The sequence below is a fragment of the Sorangium sp. So ce693 genome, from assembly GCF_051521375.1.
Classification (GTDB): Bacteria; Myxococcota_A; Polyangia; order Polyangiales; family Polyangiaceae; genus Sorangium; species Sorangium atrum.
Window position 1 is genome coordinate 2347826 of sequence record NZ_CP150347.1, and the last position, 15602, is coordinate 2363427.

Sequence of the window (15602 nt, forward strand, 5' to 3'; positions counted from 1 at the left end):
GTCGCCTTTGACCATCCGCCTCGAGAACCCTGCGGCGGTGCGACACCGCGCTGAGGGCTTCATCACTGCCCGCGCCGGCGGGGGCGCTGCGGCGCCCGTCAGGGCGGGGTGCGCCGGTCGACGCGACGAGACCCGCTGCGGTGGCGGGTCCTGGATCGTGGGCGGTGTTCCGGTGGCGTGCGCCGGTCGGCCCAGAAGATCGCGCCCGTGCAGCGAGTGCTGCGTGAGCGTCGTCACGTCGGCGTGCGCCGGCCGTCCGGAGGGGCCCGCTGGTACGGCGACATCACAGCTTGCGGCGCACGTCAGTGACCTCGAGCTCGCACCCACGCTGCCGCCCTGCGCGTCATGCACGCCCGGGACGAATGGAGCGGGTGTCGGGGAATGTGGGCGCGCGGCCGACGTCGGGATGCCGTCGGTACTCTCCCCGTCGGGGTTGGAGCTGCGCGACATCGCCCGTGCGCGGCACGTCCCGTGCGCGGGTGGCTTGTCGGAGCGCGCTGTGGGGCAGGCCGCGGTCACCGCGCGCTGACGGGCGAACGTCTGGGGCTGCGCACGACGCCGCCCGTGCAGCAGCGTCGCCCGCCAGCGCGGCCTGACGACCGCGCGTCCGGAGCCGCCGATGGCGCGAAGGTAGCTGCTCCTACCACATCCGAACCTCCGTTGTTGTGGTGTTTCAGGCTCGGGACGGAGCCTGAACGAGAGCCCGTGAGGAGGCCCGAAATGGTAATTCTGACGATCCGGTATCTCGTCGCGAGTTACCGCGATCTGGTCAGGTGGGGAAACCGCTCTGGTGACGCGCAGTTAGACCGCTTCGATAGAGCTCCCGAGGGGCCGATTTGGGGGGGCGCGAAGGGGGTCGATTTGGTAATTTCGCGCGGCGTCGGCTGAGGGTCTCCGGCGAGCCGCCGACCTACGTTTTGTCGCATGCGGAGCGACACGGCAGCGCGCGGCGGGCACGACCGCGGGGCGGCCCGAAGGGCGCGGCGTGAGCTCTTCCCCGCGGACGCCGGGCCGGCCTGGGCCTGGAGCCGAGCTCGCCGCGGGGCGCGAACCCGGTGCACAGGGCCACGGAGCTCGTCCAGGCGAGAGGCTGGTGCAAGGCGGAGCTCGCCCAGGTGGACGCCAGCGCGGCTCGCGGCCGCGGCGCCGGGCGAGCCTGGCCCTGCTCGACGGCCGGGCCGTGGGATCGCCGGGAGGGGTCACCCCGCACACCGAGGTCACGTGATCGGGTCCCAGCGAATGCCAGTCAGGTCACGGCGCCACGTGAGAGCCGGCGTCCTCTTGGTCGCACGCTACATCAGACTTTAATGCCGTCGCCCTCGCCTGGAGCCGACTCTAGTACTGTGCTTTAACGCTCTTTAAAGTTGAACGGGAAATGAAGGCTTCGCTCTGGCAGGTTTGTGGTTCGGTGCTTTTGTAGGCGCATGAGCTCGCGGCGCTGGTACGAGCTCGCGTGCGGAGTTGCCCGTGCGCCGAGCCACGTCCTGGAAGAGTGTTTCCAAATGAACAAGCAGACCCGGTGCCACCTGCGCGCGATCGCGCGGCTGCACCCCGAGATCGGCAACCTGTGTGATCAGCTTGAAGCGCCCTGGAACGCTGTGCGAAGAATCGCGCACGCGCCGGGAGCGGCGGCGCAGTGGGAGCGGGCGGAGCAGGTGCTCGGTGAGCTCGTGGAGAAGCGCCGGGCGACGGCTCCGCGCCGGTCGAGGCTGGAGGCTGTGCGCCTGGAGGCGCTGAAGCGAATGGGACCGCCGATGGAGGGGGGAGGAAAACTTGCAAGCAGCCTGCGAGCCGCGTGGGAGGCGGCGGAGCGCGGGACGCCCGCGGTCCCGAGCCCACGTCCGGGCGAGCGGCATGCTCGTTTGCGGTGAAGCGCTGCCCGGCGGGAAGCGCGCCAGTCGAGCAGTCGTGCTCGCGCCACTGGGTAGAGGCGGCGCCGTGCTCGCTGTTGGACGGCCTCGAGCTCGCATGCGTCTACCTCGACGCTGCAGTCGCTCCGCCTCGAGTACCTCGATGCCGCAGCCGCCCGCGACGGCAGCGCAGAGCCCACCTTCGAGCGGACGTATTCGACGTCCGACTCGCTGAACGCAGGGCCGTGCCGCGCGACGAGAAAAGCCGTTACCGCAGCGCGGTCGAAAGCGTCTCGCGTCACTCCTCGCCTCTCAGACCCGACGATGCGTCCCAGCCAGCTCACAATCCACACTGCGCCTTGAATCCAGGCACCTGGCCAGGCGAGCCCGTTGGAGTTGGCTTCGGTTGCCTAGGTGGGTATGCTCCCGTGCGGGTGTCGCGGCGGCGGAGCGCCGCGACAGGTCTTCACGGGACGGTCGGGCCGCCTTCCCCCTCGCGCGACACTGCTCGCGCCTTGGTGGTCCTTTGAACCGATCCCCGTCTCAGCTTGCCCCCGGAACCTGGGCCCCCGCGCGCCATCTCGCTGAGCGCGTCCTCGGCCCGCTCGAGCGCTTCCTGCACGTCGAAGCGGCCAGCGGGATCGTCCTGCTGCTCGCGTCCGTCGTCGCCCTCGGGTGGGCGAACTCGCCCTGGGGCCACGTGTACGAGCACCTCTGGCACGTCCCGATCACGTTCGGCGCCGGCTCGCTGGTGTTCACGCAGCCCCTGCACTTCTGGATCAACGAGGGGCTGATGACGATCTTCTTCTTCGTCGTCGGCCTGGAGATCCGGCGGGAGATCCACGAGGGGGAGCTCTCGGATCTCAGGCGCGCGGCGCTGCCCGTCGCGGCGGCGCTGGGCGGCATGATCGCGCCCGCGCTCCTGTACCTGTCGCTCAACCCATCGCTTGTGTCGCGGCATGGCTGGGGCGTCCCCACGGCGACGGACATCGCGTTCGCGGTGGGCGTGCTGGCCTTGCTGGGCAAGCGCGTGCCCCCTGCGTTGCGCGTCCTCCTACTCGCTCTCGCGATCATCGACGACATTGGCGCCATCATCGTCATCGCGCTGTTCTACTCGTCGGGCGTCGCATGGAGCGGCTTACTCATCGCCGGCAGCGGGGCCCTGGCCGTGCTGGTGCTTCAGCGCTTCGGCGTCCGCCGTCCCGCCGCCTACGTGCTCCCCGGCGCCGTGCTCTGGTGGGGCATGCTCCGCGCCGGCATCCACCCGACGATCGCCGGCGTCGCCATCGGGCTGCTGACGCCGGCGCGCTCCTGGTTCGGCAGCCACGGGTTCCTCACGACGGCCCGCGACGTGGTCGACGAGGTCGGCGCGCTCGCACAGCGCGACGGCCACAAGGCCGACGAGCTGCTGAGCCCCCTCCGGCGGATCAAGCGAGCCCAGCGCGAGGCGCTGCCGCCCGTCGTCCGGCTCCAGGCGGCGCTCCACCCGTGGGTCGCCTATGGCATCATGCCGCTGTTCGCCTTCGCCAACGCCGGTGTCCGCATCGACGCCTCGTCGCTGGACCACGCGGCTTCCGGGACGATCCTGCTCGGGGTCACGCTCGGCCTGGTCGTCGGCAAGCCGCTCGGCGTCTTCCTCGCGAGCTTCGCGATGGTCCGGCTCGGCGTCTGCGCCCTGCCGCGCGGCATCGGCTGGCGCGGGATCGCCGTCGTCGGCTGCGTCGCAGGCGTCGGCTTCACGATGGCGATCTTCATCGCAGGCCTCGCGTTCGACGAGGCCGCGATGCTCGCCGCCGCCAAGCTTGGCGTCCTGCTCGCCTCGGCCGTGGCGGCCGTGGTGGGCCTCCTCGTCGGCAGGCTCGCGCTATCAGGCGCCCCGGCAGCCGGTGCGGCGCTGACGCTCGAGGAGGCCGAGACATCGACGGAGCAATAGCGGCGGCGGGCCACCTCCCGCCGCGGGCGGCCTCCCGCACAGCGGGCCTCAGTGAGCGCCGGCGTCTGCGCCGGCACCGGGGGCCGCCGGAGCGCCGGCGTCCGCCGTGGCGGCCGGCGCGGGCGCTGGCGGCGCGCACGGCGAGGTCGAGACGACCGCCCGCCACTTCGCGCCCTCACCGACGTGCACCCGATCCGAACGGAGGGCCGGCAGGGCTCGGAGCGCCGCGAGGACCACCGCGAGCTCCCCGCTCGGTTTCTCCCCGGGGATCGGGGGCACCTCCACGCACCCGTGGAGCGCCTCCACGTCGTCCACCCAGGCGAGCGCGGACCGGGCTTCCTGGAGCCAGGGCCACCCGCCCGCCGGCTCGGCGACGATCGGCTCGGGCGAGATGGCGCGGTCCTGCACCGCGACCTCCGCGCCGAGCTCCCGCGAGAGCGCGCGCCCGAGCAGGTCGGCCGCGGAGGCGCCGAGCGCGGGACCGACGTGCACGACCTCCACGACGGCCGGTTCGTTGTCCGGGAACCGGAGCCGCCACGCGACGAGCGGCCCCGCCGCGTGCGGCCACGCGCCCGCGAGCGACGCGGCGAGTTCCTGGCGGACGAGCACGAGATCCGGCTCCTTGGGCACCACGGAGATGGGCGTCGAGCTGGCCCTGACCGACGCCGCGACCTCCTCCAGCGCGCTCGCGTCGAGGACGGCGATCACGTCGACCTTCGGGGTGATGTCCGCGACGGCGGCGATCTTGTCGCGCAGATCGCGCTCGAGCTGCGCGGCCTCGTCGGCTCGGCCGAGCAACACGAGGCGCACGGCGACGCTTCCGTGGTCGACCGAGACGCTCGACCGCACCGTGCTCTGCGGCAACGCGTCCAGCATGCGCACGATCGCCGTGCGGACACGCACCTGCCACGACACCCGGGCGAGCGCCTCCCGGAGCGGGAAGAACACGGCCCCGAGGAGCGCGAGCGGCATCAGCACGCGGAAGATCCACCCGTGGCGCAGCTCGAAGAAGACCTGCAGCGCGCGCGCTACGCGGCGGATCGCCCCCGGCCTCTGCTTCGCGAGCTCCGCGTGCTCGAGCTCCGCCGTGCTGACGGCGTTGTAACCGAGGAGCAGGAAGCAGACGATCGCGAACAGGAGGATCGCGCAGAGGTTCGCCGTGAAGAGCAGCGCGGCGCCGCTCGCGATGCTCTTCACCCGCGTGCCGACGCCGTACCCGACCACGCAGAGCGGGGGCACGAGCGCGATGCCGATGGCCGTGCCCGCGGCCGTCGAGGTCGTGTCCGATCCGGGCCGCGCCGTGGTGTAGGCAGCCGCGATCGCGCAGAAGATGGCGATGAGCAGGTCGAGCGCCGTCGGCGAGGTGCGCGCGGCGATCTCCGACGTCACCTCGTAGAACGGCAGCGTCAGCGTGAGGACCGCGGCGCTCGTCACGACCATGACGACGCTGAAGGCGACGCGCGTGAAGGAGCGCAGCGCCAGGAACGGCGAACCGATCGCGAGGCCCATGCCGAGCTCGACGATGGGCCCCATGAGCGGCGAGATCAGCATCGCGCCGATGACGACCGCCCCGCTGCCAAGGACGAGCCCGAGCGAGGCGATGCCCATGGCGAGGAAGAGCTGGAGCCAGTAGCCCGCCGCCCCCCTGGCGCTCCGCTCCAGCATGCTCCGGACGATGGCCTCGCGGGCCTCGGGTTCGATTCCGAACGCGGCCGCGATACGGTCCTGCAGGGCCACCGGCATGGCCCTCACGGGCGGCTCTTCGGCCGGTGGCTCACGGCTGGGCTGCTGATCCATGGCCGGGCTTATCACGCGCCTCTCCGCCGCGCTCTCCTTGGAAAGCGCGGGCGCCTTCGGACGATGCCGCCGCACCATGGGCGGCGGCGCCGAACCACTGATCAGGCATGAATCGAGCGCAGCAGGCTCCGCACCGCACCCGAGTCCGGAAGCCGGTAGGCCGCGAGGCTGCTCTCGTTCCCGACATGGATCGTGCACGCTGACGGCGGGAGCGCCGCGAAGATGTCCTCGTCCGTGCGATCGTCCCCGATCGCGATCACCGCCGCCCGCTCGGGGACCTCGTCCAGGATGAGCGGCACGACTCTCCCCTTGTGGACACCGCGCGGCCGGACCTCCAGGACCTTCGCGCCGCCGAGGAGCTCCAAGGCGTCCGCGGCCATGCGCTCCGCGAGGTGCGCGCGAAGCTCGCGCGCGTGCTCGCCGGCGAGCTCGGGCTCCGCGGCGCGGTAATGCCACGCGAGCGTCACCGTCTTCTCCTCAATGAAGCTGCCCGGGGTGCGCCGGGTGAAGTCCTCCAGGAGGCTTCGGATCTCGCCCTTCCACGCGGCGGCGTCCGACTCGAGCGCAACCCAGTCGTCGGACGCCCGCGGGCGCGACCAGAAGCCGTGCTCGGCGTGGAGGTGGAGCGGCAGCGCCCCGAACCAGCGCTCGATGTCGGCGCGCCGCCGACCGCTCACGACGTGGACGCGATCGCGCTCGGACAGCGTGCGGAGCAGCGCGACGAGCTTCTCGTCGGGCGCCGCGAGGTCGGGCACCGCGGCGAACGGGACCAGCGTGCCGTCGTAGTCGAGGATCCAGACGCGCTCGGGCGCGCGGCGGACGCGATCGACGACGCTCTCGGGCACCTCCCGGGGCGCGATCAGAGCGGCAGCCGCCGCGGGCTCCGGCGCCGCCGCGCGGTCGAGGTCGTCCAGGAACGACCGCGTCCAGACGTGGACGTCGTGCGTGGCCACGCGGCGGCGCAGCGCCGCCATCCGGACCTGCTGCTCGGCGGGCGGCATCGTGATCGCCTGCTTCACGGCTGCGGCGACCGAGCCGATGTCGTACGGGTTGACGGAGATCACCTCCGCGAGCTCCACCGCGGCCCCGGCGAACTCGCTCAGGATCAGGGCGCCGTCGCCGTCGACCCGCGCGGCGATGTACTCCTTCGCGACGAGGTTCATCCCGTCGCGGAGCGGCGTCACCAGCATGACGTCGGCCGCGAGGTAGAGGGCAACCACCTGCTCGAGGGGCAGGGATCGGTGCATGTAGTGGATCGGCACCGCGTACGTCGTGCCGTACTGCCCGTTGATGCGGCCGACCATCTCGTGCACGAGCCGCCGGAAGTCCGTGTACGCGCCGGCCATCTCCCGCGTGGGCACGGCGAGCTGGATGAAGCGGACCTCGTCCCGCAGCTCCGGCTCGCGCTCGAGAAACTGCTCGATCGCGAGCAGGCGGCGCGGGATCCCCTTCGTATAATCGAGGCGATCGATCCCGAGCACGATCTTGCGTCCGCGCGCCTCCGCGCGGATCCGCGCCACCTCCTGCCGGACGCCGGGGTGGCCCGCGATCCGCCCGATCTCCAAGGCGTCGATGCTGATGGGGTGGACCCCCAACGCGACCCTGCGCCCGTCGTGCTCGATCGTCTCCTCGCCCGGATCGAGCTCGAGCACGTGCGCCGCCGACGCCGCGAAATTCCTGCGGTAGCCGGCGGTATGAAAGCCGACCAGGTCGGCGCCAAGCAAGCCTTTCACGATCTGCTTCCGCCACGGCAGGATGCGGAAGACCTCGGCCGACGGGAACGGGACGTGGAGGAAGAAGCCGATCCGCGCCTCTGGGAGGCGCCTCCGGAGGAGCGCCGGGAGGAGCATGAGCTGGTAGTCGTGCACCCAGATCGCGTCACCCGGCGCGTACTGCGCGGCGACGACCTCGGCGAAGCGCTCGTTGACGCGCTGGTAGACCTCCCAGTCGAGCTCCGCGTCCAGGTTCACCTTGTCGAGCAGGTAGTGGAACAGGGGCCAGAGGACGCCGTTCGAGAAGCCGTCGTAGAAGCGGTGCTGCTCCGCGGCGCCGAGGTGCACGGGCACGGCGCGGATCCCCGCGAGCGCCGCATCGGCGTCGTCTCGCTGCTCCGGGGAGAGGCTCGCGACGCTGCCGGGCCAGCCGATCCAGAGCGCGTTCAGGCGCTCGTGAGGGCCGCGCATCGCCGTGGCGAGGCCGCCCGAGGAGCGCGTCAGGCAGAGCGCTCCGCGCTCGACGCGCACGCTGATCGGGAGACGGTTAGAGACGATGAGCGGTCGAGCCATGGAACTCCCCTCCTCTGCGGTGGCTCGGGCGCCGCCCCTCTACGTGCGGGTCGACCCTACGCCGACCGCTCCGCGCTTCGACGCAGGGGAGAGCCGCGCACCGCCGCGAGCCGTCGCCCGCGGAATTCCACGGGACGGCGTTGCGGCAAAATTGATTTGAACTCAAACCATATCGCGCGGCGCCGCGCAAGATAATCCGGCGCGCCAAAGGATCGCTCGCGCGTCGGTCGGCCCGCATCGCGTCGGTGACCGGCGGCGATCGCGGTGCAGCGCCGATAAAGGGCGATGGGGGGGTTGTGGACCGACACGCGCTCGGTCCCGGTCGAGCCGTCGTCGTCGCGGCCGACGTCGCCGCGACATCATGCCCCGTCGGGATCGCTCCGCTCTCCCGGGCACGGCGTGGCACGCCTCTCGTGCCTCTCGGGCTCTGGCCACGCGCGGGGCCGCGGCACCGGCCCCTTGCCGGCCGGCCCCCTTCTGGCGGGAGCGGTCGCCATCGGCTTCCTCGGTCTGATCGTGGAAGAGCACGTGCGTGGTCGGGTAGGGCAGGTCCACGCCGCCGTCGGTGAGCGCCCGCTTGATGGCGACGAGCGCCTGACCGCGCACGTCGAGCACGTCGTGCTGGCGGGATTCGTCAACGACAGCGCCATCGCCCGCCCGCTCGGCGATTTGCGCTTCGGCGTGGCGGCCCGGCGCGGACACCCGGCGCTCGACCGCCCGCTCACGCTCGCGCGCTGGCTGGCGCACGCCCCCACGTGGTCGTGCGGATCGGCAACGAGCGCCCGAACGTCGTCAGCGACGAGCTCGCGCGGCGTAGGCTGGTCCGCCGAGTAAGCGTCGAGGTGCCGTCGTTCCTCGCCGGCATGACGATCGTCGCCAGCTCAGATCTTCTGATGAACGCGCCGATGCCCCTCGTGCACGAGGTGGCCGGGGTCCTGGGGCTGGTCGTCCGCGAGGCGCCGATCGCCCTGCCGCCGGTCCCCTTCGCGCTGCTGTGGCACGAGCGCTTCCAGGCCGATCCTGCGCACCGCTGGGCACGCGAGCGGGTGGCCGCGGCGATGCGTCGTCGCCTTGGACTCGACGACGCGGCGGGGCGCGCCGCTCCCCCGTCGCGCCGCGCGCGGTGACAACGCGCGACGTGGCGGCCCTCTGCCGGCTGGGTGTGGCGAATCGAGCGCGTCGACTTGCCCGACGCGGTGTTCCTCAACGACCTCGCGCTCGAGGGGGGGGTCGCGCTCGGATAGGGCTGAGGGGCCTTCAGGATCTGCCGTTGGTCCTGGTCGGACACGGAGAGCTCGGCCCGAGGCTCACGCCTCGTCGTAGAGCCTGGCGACGGCCGTCAGGTTCTCGTCGCGGAGCCCGCCCGCGAGGCCGCGATCGAACACCTCGCTCGCGCCCCGGGCTACCGGCAGGTCGCCGCCGACTCGCTCCGCTGCCTCAAGCGCGTATCGCAGGTCCTTGGCGGCGAGCGACACCGGGAACATCGGCTCGAATCGACGAGCCAGCATCCCCGTCGCGGCGCTGCTGGCGGCGGGGCTCAGGACCGGGAGCCCCTCCAGCGCGTGCATCAGCGCCGCCGTATCGAGCCGCGCTCGCGCCGCGAACCCGAGGATCTCGGCGAGCGCCGCGACCTGGACGCCGAACAAGGTGTTCACGATGAGCTTCGCGTACGCTCCCGCGGGCGAGGCGCCGATGTGCTTTACCGCGCCGCCCATGCGACCGAGAATCGGACGGAGAGGCTCCAACACCGCCTCGTCTCCGCCGACGAGGAAGATCAGGTTGCCCCTCTCGGCATGTGGGCGAGAGCCGACGACGGGCGCATCAATGAACTCGAGTCCGGCGTCCTTCGCGCGCCCGGCAAGCGTCGACACCCAACCTGGGCTCAGCGTGCTGCACTCGACGATGACCGCTCCGCTGCGCATCGCGCGCAGAGCGCCGACATCGTCGTCGAGCCACACGGAGCGCGACGCGTCGTCGTCCGTGACCATCGCGAAGACGGCATCGGCGTCTCTGGAGGCATCGGCCGGCGTTCGCGCGGCGAACGCGCCCAGCGACGACGCCCACGACGGTACTCCCGAACGACTCCAGACCTTGAGCTCAATGTCGTCGTTCACGAGGCGAGAGGCCATCCGCCCGCCCATCGCACCGAGGCCGAGGAACGCCACCTTCATGCGCTTGCACACAGGGTCCTCCGTCGCTCGCACGCTTCGCTGGAACCGCAGGTCGTGATGTTCCCCTCGTCGCCGACGGCCACGCCACCGGTCTCGAGCGTCGTGTTCCGCACGAGGCCGGTGACCGTCATATGCCGGACGCCGAGGTCGACGTAGGTGTGCGTGGGGTCGAGCTCGTCAACAGTGGTCGCCACGGATTGCCTCCTGGTGGGTCGTCGTCATCGACGACGGGGCAGGAATAACTCATTCCAGGAGGGGACGAAATGTCGCATTCGTGCTAGGACTTATTCCGAAAGGGGCACGATGGATCGACTTGAAGCGCTGCGGTTGTTCTCGCGACTCGCCGAGCGAGGCAGCTTTGCGGCCGCCGCCCGGGACCTCAAGATCAAGCAGTCGACCGCGAGCAAGTGGGTCGCCGAGCTCGAGGCGCAGTTCGGCACGAGCCTCGTAGAGCGCACGACGCGATCGGTTCGCGTCACAGAGGCCGGTCAGCGTCTGATGGCCCGCGCCCGGGAGCTGCTCGCGGCGTTCGACGACCTGAGCGGCGAGTTCAACGAGAGAGACCAGGAGCCGCGCGGCCGTGTCCGCATGAGCATCCCCGTCGTCTTTGGTCGGCTCTTCATCGTTCCTGCGGTCGGCGACTTCCTGAGACGCCACCCCGCGGTGAGCGCAGAGCTCGTGATGACCGACAGGTACGTGAGCCTCGTCGACGAGGGGTTCGACCTGGCGATTCGCGTCGGCGTCCCCGCTGACACCAACGCCCGCGGGCGGAAGCTCGCCGACAGCGATCGCGTGCTCGTCGCCGCGCCGTCGTACCTCAGAGCGCGCGGCCGCCCGAGCGCCCCGAGCGACCTACGGACCCACGAGTGCCTCGTTCACGGCGAGGCGAACGCGTCGACCGTTTGGCGTTTTGGGATGGATCCCGGCAAAGGCGTCCCGGTCCCTGTCCGTGGTCGCTTCGCCGCCAACAACAGCGAGGCAGTGGCACTCATGGCGCGACAGGGCCTCGGCGTGGCGCTGCTCGCCGACTGGCTCGTGCGCGACGATATCAAGCGCGGCCGACTCGTCCCGCTGCTCGAGGACTTCGTGACGCCGCCGGCTCCGGTCTTTGCGCTGAGCCCACCTGGACGGTTCTCATCGACAACGGTCCGCGCGCTGACCGAGCATCTCGCCGCAGGGCTCGCCGCGCGACTGGAGCGAAAACGGGTTGAATCAGGAACGAAGACGTCAGCCGCCGATCCTCCGTTCCGGTAGCGTCGGCATGCTCGCCAGTAGGCGCCTGATGGCGTATAGCTGCGAAGCGCGGCGGCGGTCACCCATGGCTCCCTACTCCCGGAAGTGTCGTCGACCTGGATCAACACGGTCTCCTCTGCGTCCGTCCGGTAGTCGTCATTCAGCCGTCACAGGCGCTCCCAGTACCCTCTCGCGGGGAGCAAGCCCGGCGGCAAGCCGAAGCAGGACGCGAAGGACCGGCGCATCGCGGAGCTCGAGAAGCGCTCAGCGCGGCTCGCTGAGAAGCTCATCGATCTTCAGAAAAAATTTCGACCATTCTGGGCATCAATCTCACGAGCGACGAAGAGCGCTGATGGACGTCATCGAAGAGCTCGACGACCCGACCTCCCATGTCGCGCACGCCTGTGCGGCACTGGGTGTCAGCCGCGCCACGCTCTACCGGCAGACCCGGCCCGCGAAGCCGCCCGCGCTGCCCAGGCCCGCTCCGAGCCCACGCCGGCTCAGTGATCCCGAGCGGCAAGCGGTGCTCGACGTGCTGCACAGCGAGGAGTTCGCTGACCAGCCCCCGCCGGAAGTCTACGCAACGCTGCTGTCGCGGGGCGTCTATCTCGCCTCCATCCGCACCATGTCTCGACTGCTCGCGGCGTCCGGGGAGAGCGGCGAACGACGGACGCGGCGTGGGCCGATGAAGCATGCCAAGCCGACGCTCACCACCACGGCCCTCAACCAGGTCTGGACGTGGGACATAACCAAGCTGCGTGGGCCGCTGCCCGGTGTCTTCAACTGCCTGTACGTCGTCCTCGATCTGTTCAGTCCCATGACCGTTGGCTGGCTGGTCGTCGAGCGCGAGAACGCGCAGCTCGCCGAGCACCTCTTCGCAGAGATCGTCGCTCGTCACGGCGTCGGGCCCGGCCCGCTCACGGTGCACGTCGACCGGGGTTCCGCGACGAGGTCGGAGGGACTCGCTCAGGTCCCCGCTGAGCTTGACAGGGGCGAAGGTTCACCATTTCCTTCTGTGGAACGTGGTGTCAAGATATATCCGGTGCACCCTGACGCCTCGCGGGTCAGGCGCCTGGAGAGACGACGAGAGGAGAGGAAATGAGCGGCGGGCTGTTTTCGAATGATGCGATCGCGACCACACCGGGCTGCGCCGCCGCGGCCATCGCCTGGCGCCATCGGGGCCAGCTCCACGCGACGATCGTGGTCAAAGCGACATTTTGCCTCGTGCCCGACGGCACCATGCGACGGGTCGAGCCCGAGCGCATCGTCGAGCACGACGTCCCGCATCACGACGACCCGAGCAGCAGCACCCGGATCACCCGCGATCTGGCACCTCACCTGACCAAGGTCGATGTCGTCCTGACGGGACACGCCTATGCCCCCTCGAAAGCGCCTGCGCGGTCGGTGCAGGTGGGCCTGACCGTGGCCGGCGGCGGCCGCACGCTCTTGCAGAAGTCGCTCCTGGTCCGCCATACCGCGCCATTCCAGCGGATCCCTCTCGTGTATGAGCGGGCGTTCGGCGGGGCGGGCTACGCCGACAACCCCGTCGGCGTGGGGGCGCTCCCCGGTGAGGGGGAGCCCAACCTCGTCGCGCCTGCCGACCCGCGCAGGCCCGCGTGCCTCGGCCCGATCGGCGGGACATGGCCCTCCCGGCGCACGCTCCTCGGCGCGTGCCAGAGGGCGAACATCGAAGCTCCGTTCGCGGAGATCCCCGACGATTTCGCGTGGGAATACTTCCAGGCCGCGCCGCCCGATCAGCGGCTCGACCGCCTGCGCGGCGGTGAGTGGATCGTGCTCGACGGGGTACGCCCCTTCGTGCCGCGCCTCGCCACGAGGGTCCCACGCGCGCGCGGCCTCGCGAGCATCTCCGGATTGACCCAGCACGGCATCGCGAACGGGACGCTCGTGCTCGACGTGGACACGCTCCGTATCGACGCCGACGAGGAGCGGTGCACGCTCGTATGGCGCGGGCACCTCGCGCTGCCCAGCCGCACGGCGCTCGCGTCCATGCGCGTGGTCGCGTCCGTGGAGGTCGAGGGAGAGCCTCTGTCATGGCCCGAGAGCTCGACGCCGGCTGACAAGGTGCCCCCGGCGCCGATACCGACGGTCTCCGGCGATCCGGAGGCCGGGATCACCGCGGGCGCTGCGCGGCACGGCGCCAACCCTTCGAGGGCGCGCCTGCTCCGCACCGTGCCGCTGGCGGATGAGCCCTGGGGAGCGCCGCGCCCGAAGGCCGCCACGCTGCCGTTCCGTCCGGACCTGCCACCAGCGCTTCCACCGGCGCCGGCGCCTCGACCTCCGCGCCGAGGACGCGAAGACCTCCTCCTCACGCAACCGGTCCCGACCTCCACGGAAAGGAGGTCGCAGGGGCGGGAGCGTGACGCCCTGCCGTTCGTGGTGAATCGCCCGTCGGACAGCGCGCCGCACCCTGCCCGCGGCGCATCTCCCGCCGACCTCGAAGAGCCCGCGTACCGTGCGCCTGCCGCGGAACGCGACGGCGCTGCTTCGCCGGCCGCGGAGCCTCCGCTGCCCGATAGCCCGCTTCCCGCGGCGCCGGGGCCCGAGGCGTCGCCGGCGGGTCCGGTGGTGCCCCCGAGCCCCGCGGAGCCGCGGGCCGCCGGGGCCGCGCCCTGGAGGGGTTATGCGGGAGAGCCGCAGGTCTTCTCCGGGGGGGAGTCGCCGCAGCCAGCGCCGCGAGCGCCCGAGGTTCCCGAGCGTTCGGTGGACGTGAAGCGCGTGCTCTACGGCCGCTTCACCCGGTGACGGCCATTCCTCGGGCGAGAATCACCGTGTCGCTTGACGTGGTCGGCATTCCGCGGTTTCTTGATATCCATGTCGGCCAAGCACCCGCTCACCATCCGCCTGGAATCCGCGGCGTTCCGCTGCGATCACGTGCGGGTCCGCACGCTCCGCGGCCGTGAGGCCATCTCGCAGCTCTTCTCGTTCCAGCTCTCGATCGTGTGCCTCGATCCCGAGGGGCTGCCGAGGGACGAGGTCGTGGGCGCCGAGGCGACGATCGTCATGGAGCGGGACGGCGTCGTGATCCGGCGTGTTCACGGCATGATCGCCGACCTCGTGGACCACCTGGAGGTCGAGGCGGAACACCGGAGCTACGATCTGCTCCTCGTCCCGCGCGCGTGGCGCCTCACGCTGGTCGAGACGCAGGAGATCTCGATGGATCTCACCATCCCCCAGATCGTGCAGCAGAAGGTCGAGCTCGTGGGCATCGCGTCGGATTTCAAGCAGCGGCTCATCGAGGCCTATCCGCCGCGCGAGTTCGTCGTGCAGTACAGGGAGAGCGACCTCGCCTTCCTCTCGCGCCTCACGGAGCACCTCGGGATCAGCTTCTTCTTCGAGCACGACGAGGAGCGCGACGTGCTGGTGCTCACCGATCACATGGAGGGGTTCGGCACCGTGGGCGACGGCGGCGACGTGCCTTTCCGGCCCAGGGGCGAGCGGCGCGACGTCTTCTCGCTGCACGTGAAGACATGCCTCATCCCGGCCGGGTACGTCGTGCAGGACTACAACTATCGAAATCCGCGCATCGACTTGACCGCGCATCACGAGCTTCCTGTGGCGTACGCTGGAGGCGTCGTGGAGTACGGCACGCACTTCAAGACGCCGGAGGAGGGGAAATTCTTCGCCCGGGTCCGCGCCGAAGAGCGGCAGTCCACGCGCGACGTCTATGCAGGGGAGAGCGATATCCCCACCTTCGGCGCCGGGCTCCGGTTCACGCTGGAGGGACACCCCCACGTGCAGGAGAGCGGCCTCCTGCTCGTCGAGGTCGAGCACGAGGCGAGCCAGGTCGTGGGGATGCACGGCGGCGTCGAGAGCGCGCCTTTCTACAGGAACTCATTCCGCGCGATCCCGGCGAGCCGCGCGTACAGGCCGCCCAGGATTACGCCGAGGCCGCGGATCCACGGACTTCTCAGCGGGGTCGTGGAGTCGAACGCGGTCCGGCAGCACGCGCGGCTCGATACGAAGGGCAGGTACACCGTCCAGTTCCATTTCGACACCGCGGCGGGCGGCGGCGCCAAGGCGTCGCGGCCGGTGCGCATGGCGCAGCCGCACGCAGGACCGGGCTACGGCATGCATTTCCCTGTCAAGCCGGGCACGGAGGTGCTGCTCGGGTTCATCGACGGCGATCCCGACAGGCCGATCATCGTCGGGGCCATCCCCAACGAGTCGGCGCCATCCCCGGTCACGGCCTCGAACGCGCACGTCAATCAGATCAGGACCGTCTCGGGCATCGTCGTCGAGCTCGACGACTACGTCTGATCGCGACGCGGAGCCCAGCGGTCCAGATCGTCGGGAAGAGCGACGACCACCGCTG

Annotated in this window: 12 protein-coding genes; 8 read left to right on the forward strand and 4 right to left on the reverse strand. The window is 71.0% G+C overall.

Annotation, left to right across the window (positions count from 1 at the left end; translation table 11 throughout):
• The first annotated feature begins 1502 nt into the window (after positions 1-1502).
• Positions 1503-1871 carry a hypothetical protein gene (locus WMF14_RS09000; RefSeq protein WP_437800075.1) on the forward strand — a complete coding sequence of 123 codons (369 nt, stop codon included), beginning with the start codon at positions 1503-1505 and terminating at the stop codon, positions 1869-1871.
• 505 nt (positions 1872-2376) lie between these two features.
• The gene (nhaA, locus tag WMF14_RS09005; protein WP_437800077.1) at positions 2377-3783 is read left to right on the forward strand and encodes a Na+/H+ antiporter NhaA; all 1407 of its coding nucleotides are present in this window, start codon (positions 2377-2379) and stop codon (positions 3781-3783) included.
• Between the two features lie 48 nt (positions 3784-3831).
• Here nhaA and WMF14_RS09010 read toward each other — a convergent pair whose 3' ends face one another.
• Complete coding sequence (locus WMF14_RS09010) at positions 3832-5580, reverse strand: DUF389 domain-containing protein (protein WP_437800079.1); 1749 nt, start codon at positions 5578-5580, stop codon at positions 3832-3834.
• Between the two features lie 101 nt (positions 5581-5681).
• On the reverse strand, positions 5682-7865 hold the full coding sequence (locus WMF14_RS09015) for a bifunctional alpha,alpha-trehalose-phosphate synthase (UDP-forming)/trehalose-phosphatase (RefSeq protein WP_437800081.1): 2184 nt from the start codon (positions 7863-7865) through the stop codon (positions 5682-5684).
• A 459-nt stretch (positions 7866-8324) separates the two neighbouring features.
• On the opposite strand from WMF14_RS09015, the gene WMF14_RS09020 reads away from it, so the two are divergent.
• Positions 8325-8699, forward strand: coding sequence for a hypothetical protein (locus WMF14_RS09020; protein WP_437800082.1), 375 nt, complete (start codon positions 8325-8327; stop codon positions 8697-8699).
• Positions 8700-8758: 59 nt separating this feature from the next.
• A complete protein-coding gene (locus WMF14_RS09025; protein ID WP_437800084.1) occupies positions 8759-8992 on the forward strand; it encodes a hypothetical protein in 234 nt (77 codons plus the stop codon).
• Positions 8993-9172: 180 nt separating this feature from the next.
• On the opposite strand, the gene WMF14_RS09030 is transcribed toward WMF14_RS09025, so the two are convergent.
• The gene (locus tag WMF14_RS09030; RefSeq protein ID WP_437800086.1) at positions 9173-10048 is read right to left on the reverse strand and encodes an NAD(P)-dependent oxidoreductase; all 876 of its coding nucleotides are present in this window, start codon (positions 10046-10048) and stop codon (positions 9173-9175) included.
• Entirely contained in the window at positions 10033-10230 is a 198-nt protein-coding gene (locus WMF14_RS09035) for a hypothetical protein (protein ID WP_437800088.1), read from the reverse strand. Before WMF14_RS09035 ends, WMF14_RS09030 begins: the two co-directional genes overlap by 16 nt.
• A gap of 13 nt (positions 10231-10243) precedes the next feature.
• Between WMF14_RS09035 and WMF14_RS09040 the strand changes: the two genes are divergently transcribed.
• The 4 genes from WMF14_RS09040 (at position 10244) to WMF14_RS09055 (ending at position 15547) form a co-directional block, all read left to right on the forward strand.
• Positions 10244-11290 carry a LysR family transcriptional regulator gene (locus WMF14_RS09040; RefSeq protein ID WP_437800090.1) on the forward strand — a complete coding sequence of 349 codons (1047 nt, stop codon included), beginning with the start codon at positions 10244-10246 and terminating at the stop codon, positions 11288-11290.
• Positions 11291-11621: 331 nt separating this feature from the next.
• Complete coding sequence (locus WMF14_RS09045; RefSeq protein WP_437800092.1) at positions 11622-12371, forward strand: DDE-type integrase/transposase/recombinase; 750 nt, start codon at positions 11622-11624, stop codon at positions 12369-12371.
• On the forward strand, positions 12368-14032 hold the full coding sequence (locus WMF14_RS09050; RefSeq protein WP_437800094.1) for a DUF2169 domain-containing protein: 1665 nt from the start codon (positions 12368-12370) through the stop codon (positions 14030-14032). Before WMF14_RS09045 ends, WMF14_RS09050 begins: the two co-directional genes overlap by 4 nt.
• 69 nt (positions 14033-14101) lie before the next feature.
• Positions 14102-15547, forward strand: coding sequence for a type VI secretion system Vgr family protein (locus WMF14_RS09055; protein WP_437800096.1), 1446 nt, complete (start codon positions 14102-14104; stop codon positions 15545-15547).
• The last annotated feature ends 55 nt before the right edge of the window (positions 15548-15602 follow it).

Excerpts from the sequence above, each read along its gene's own strand:
- WMF14_RS09000 (WP_437800075.1), top strand. The coding sequence starts at position 1,503 with ATGAACAAGCAGACCCGGTGCCACCTGCGCGCGATCGCGCGGCTGCAC.
- WMF14_RS09010 (WP_437800079.1), bottom strand. The coding sequence starts at position 5,580 with ATGGATCAGCAGCCCAGCCGTGAGCCACCGGCCGAAGAGCCGCCCGTG.
- WMF14_RS09015 (WP_437800081.1), bottom strand. The coding sequence starts at position 7,865 with ATGGCTCGACCGCTCATCGTCTCTAACCGTCTCCCGATCAGCGTGCGC.
- WMF14_RS09025 (WP_437800084.1), top strand. The coding sequence starts at position 8,759 with ATGAACGCGCCGATGCCCCTCGTGCACGAGGTGGCCGGGGTCCTGGGG.
- WMF14_RS09045 (WP_437800092.1), top strand. The coding sequence starts at position 11,622 with ATGGACGTCATCGAAGAGCTCGACGACCCGACCTCCCATGTCGCGCAC.
- WMF14_RS09050 (WP_437800094.1), top strand. The coding sequence starts at position 12,368 with ATGAGCGGCGGGCTGTTTTCGAATGATGCGATCGCGACCACACCGGGC.
- WMF14_RS09055 (WP_437800096.1), top strand. The coding sequence starts at position 14,102 with ATGTCGGCCAAGCACCCGCTCACCATCCGCCTGGAATCCGCGGCGTTC.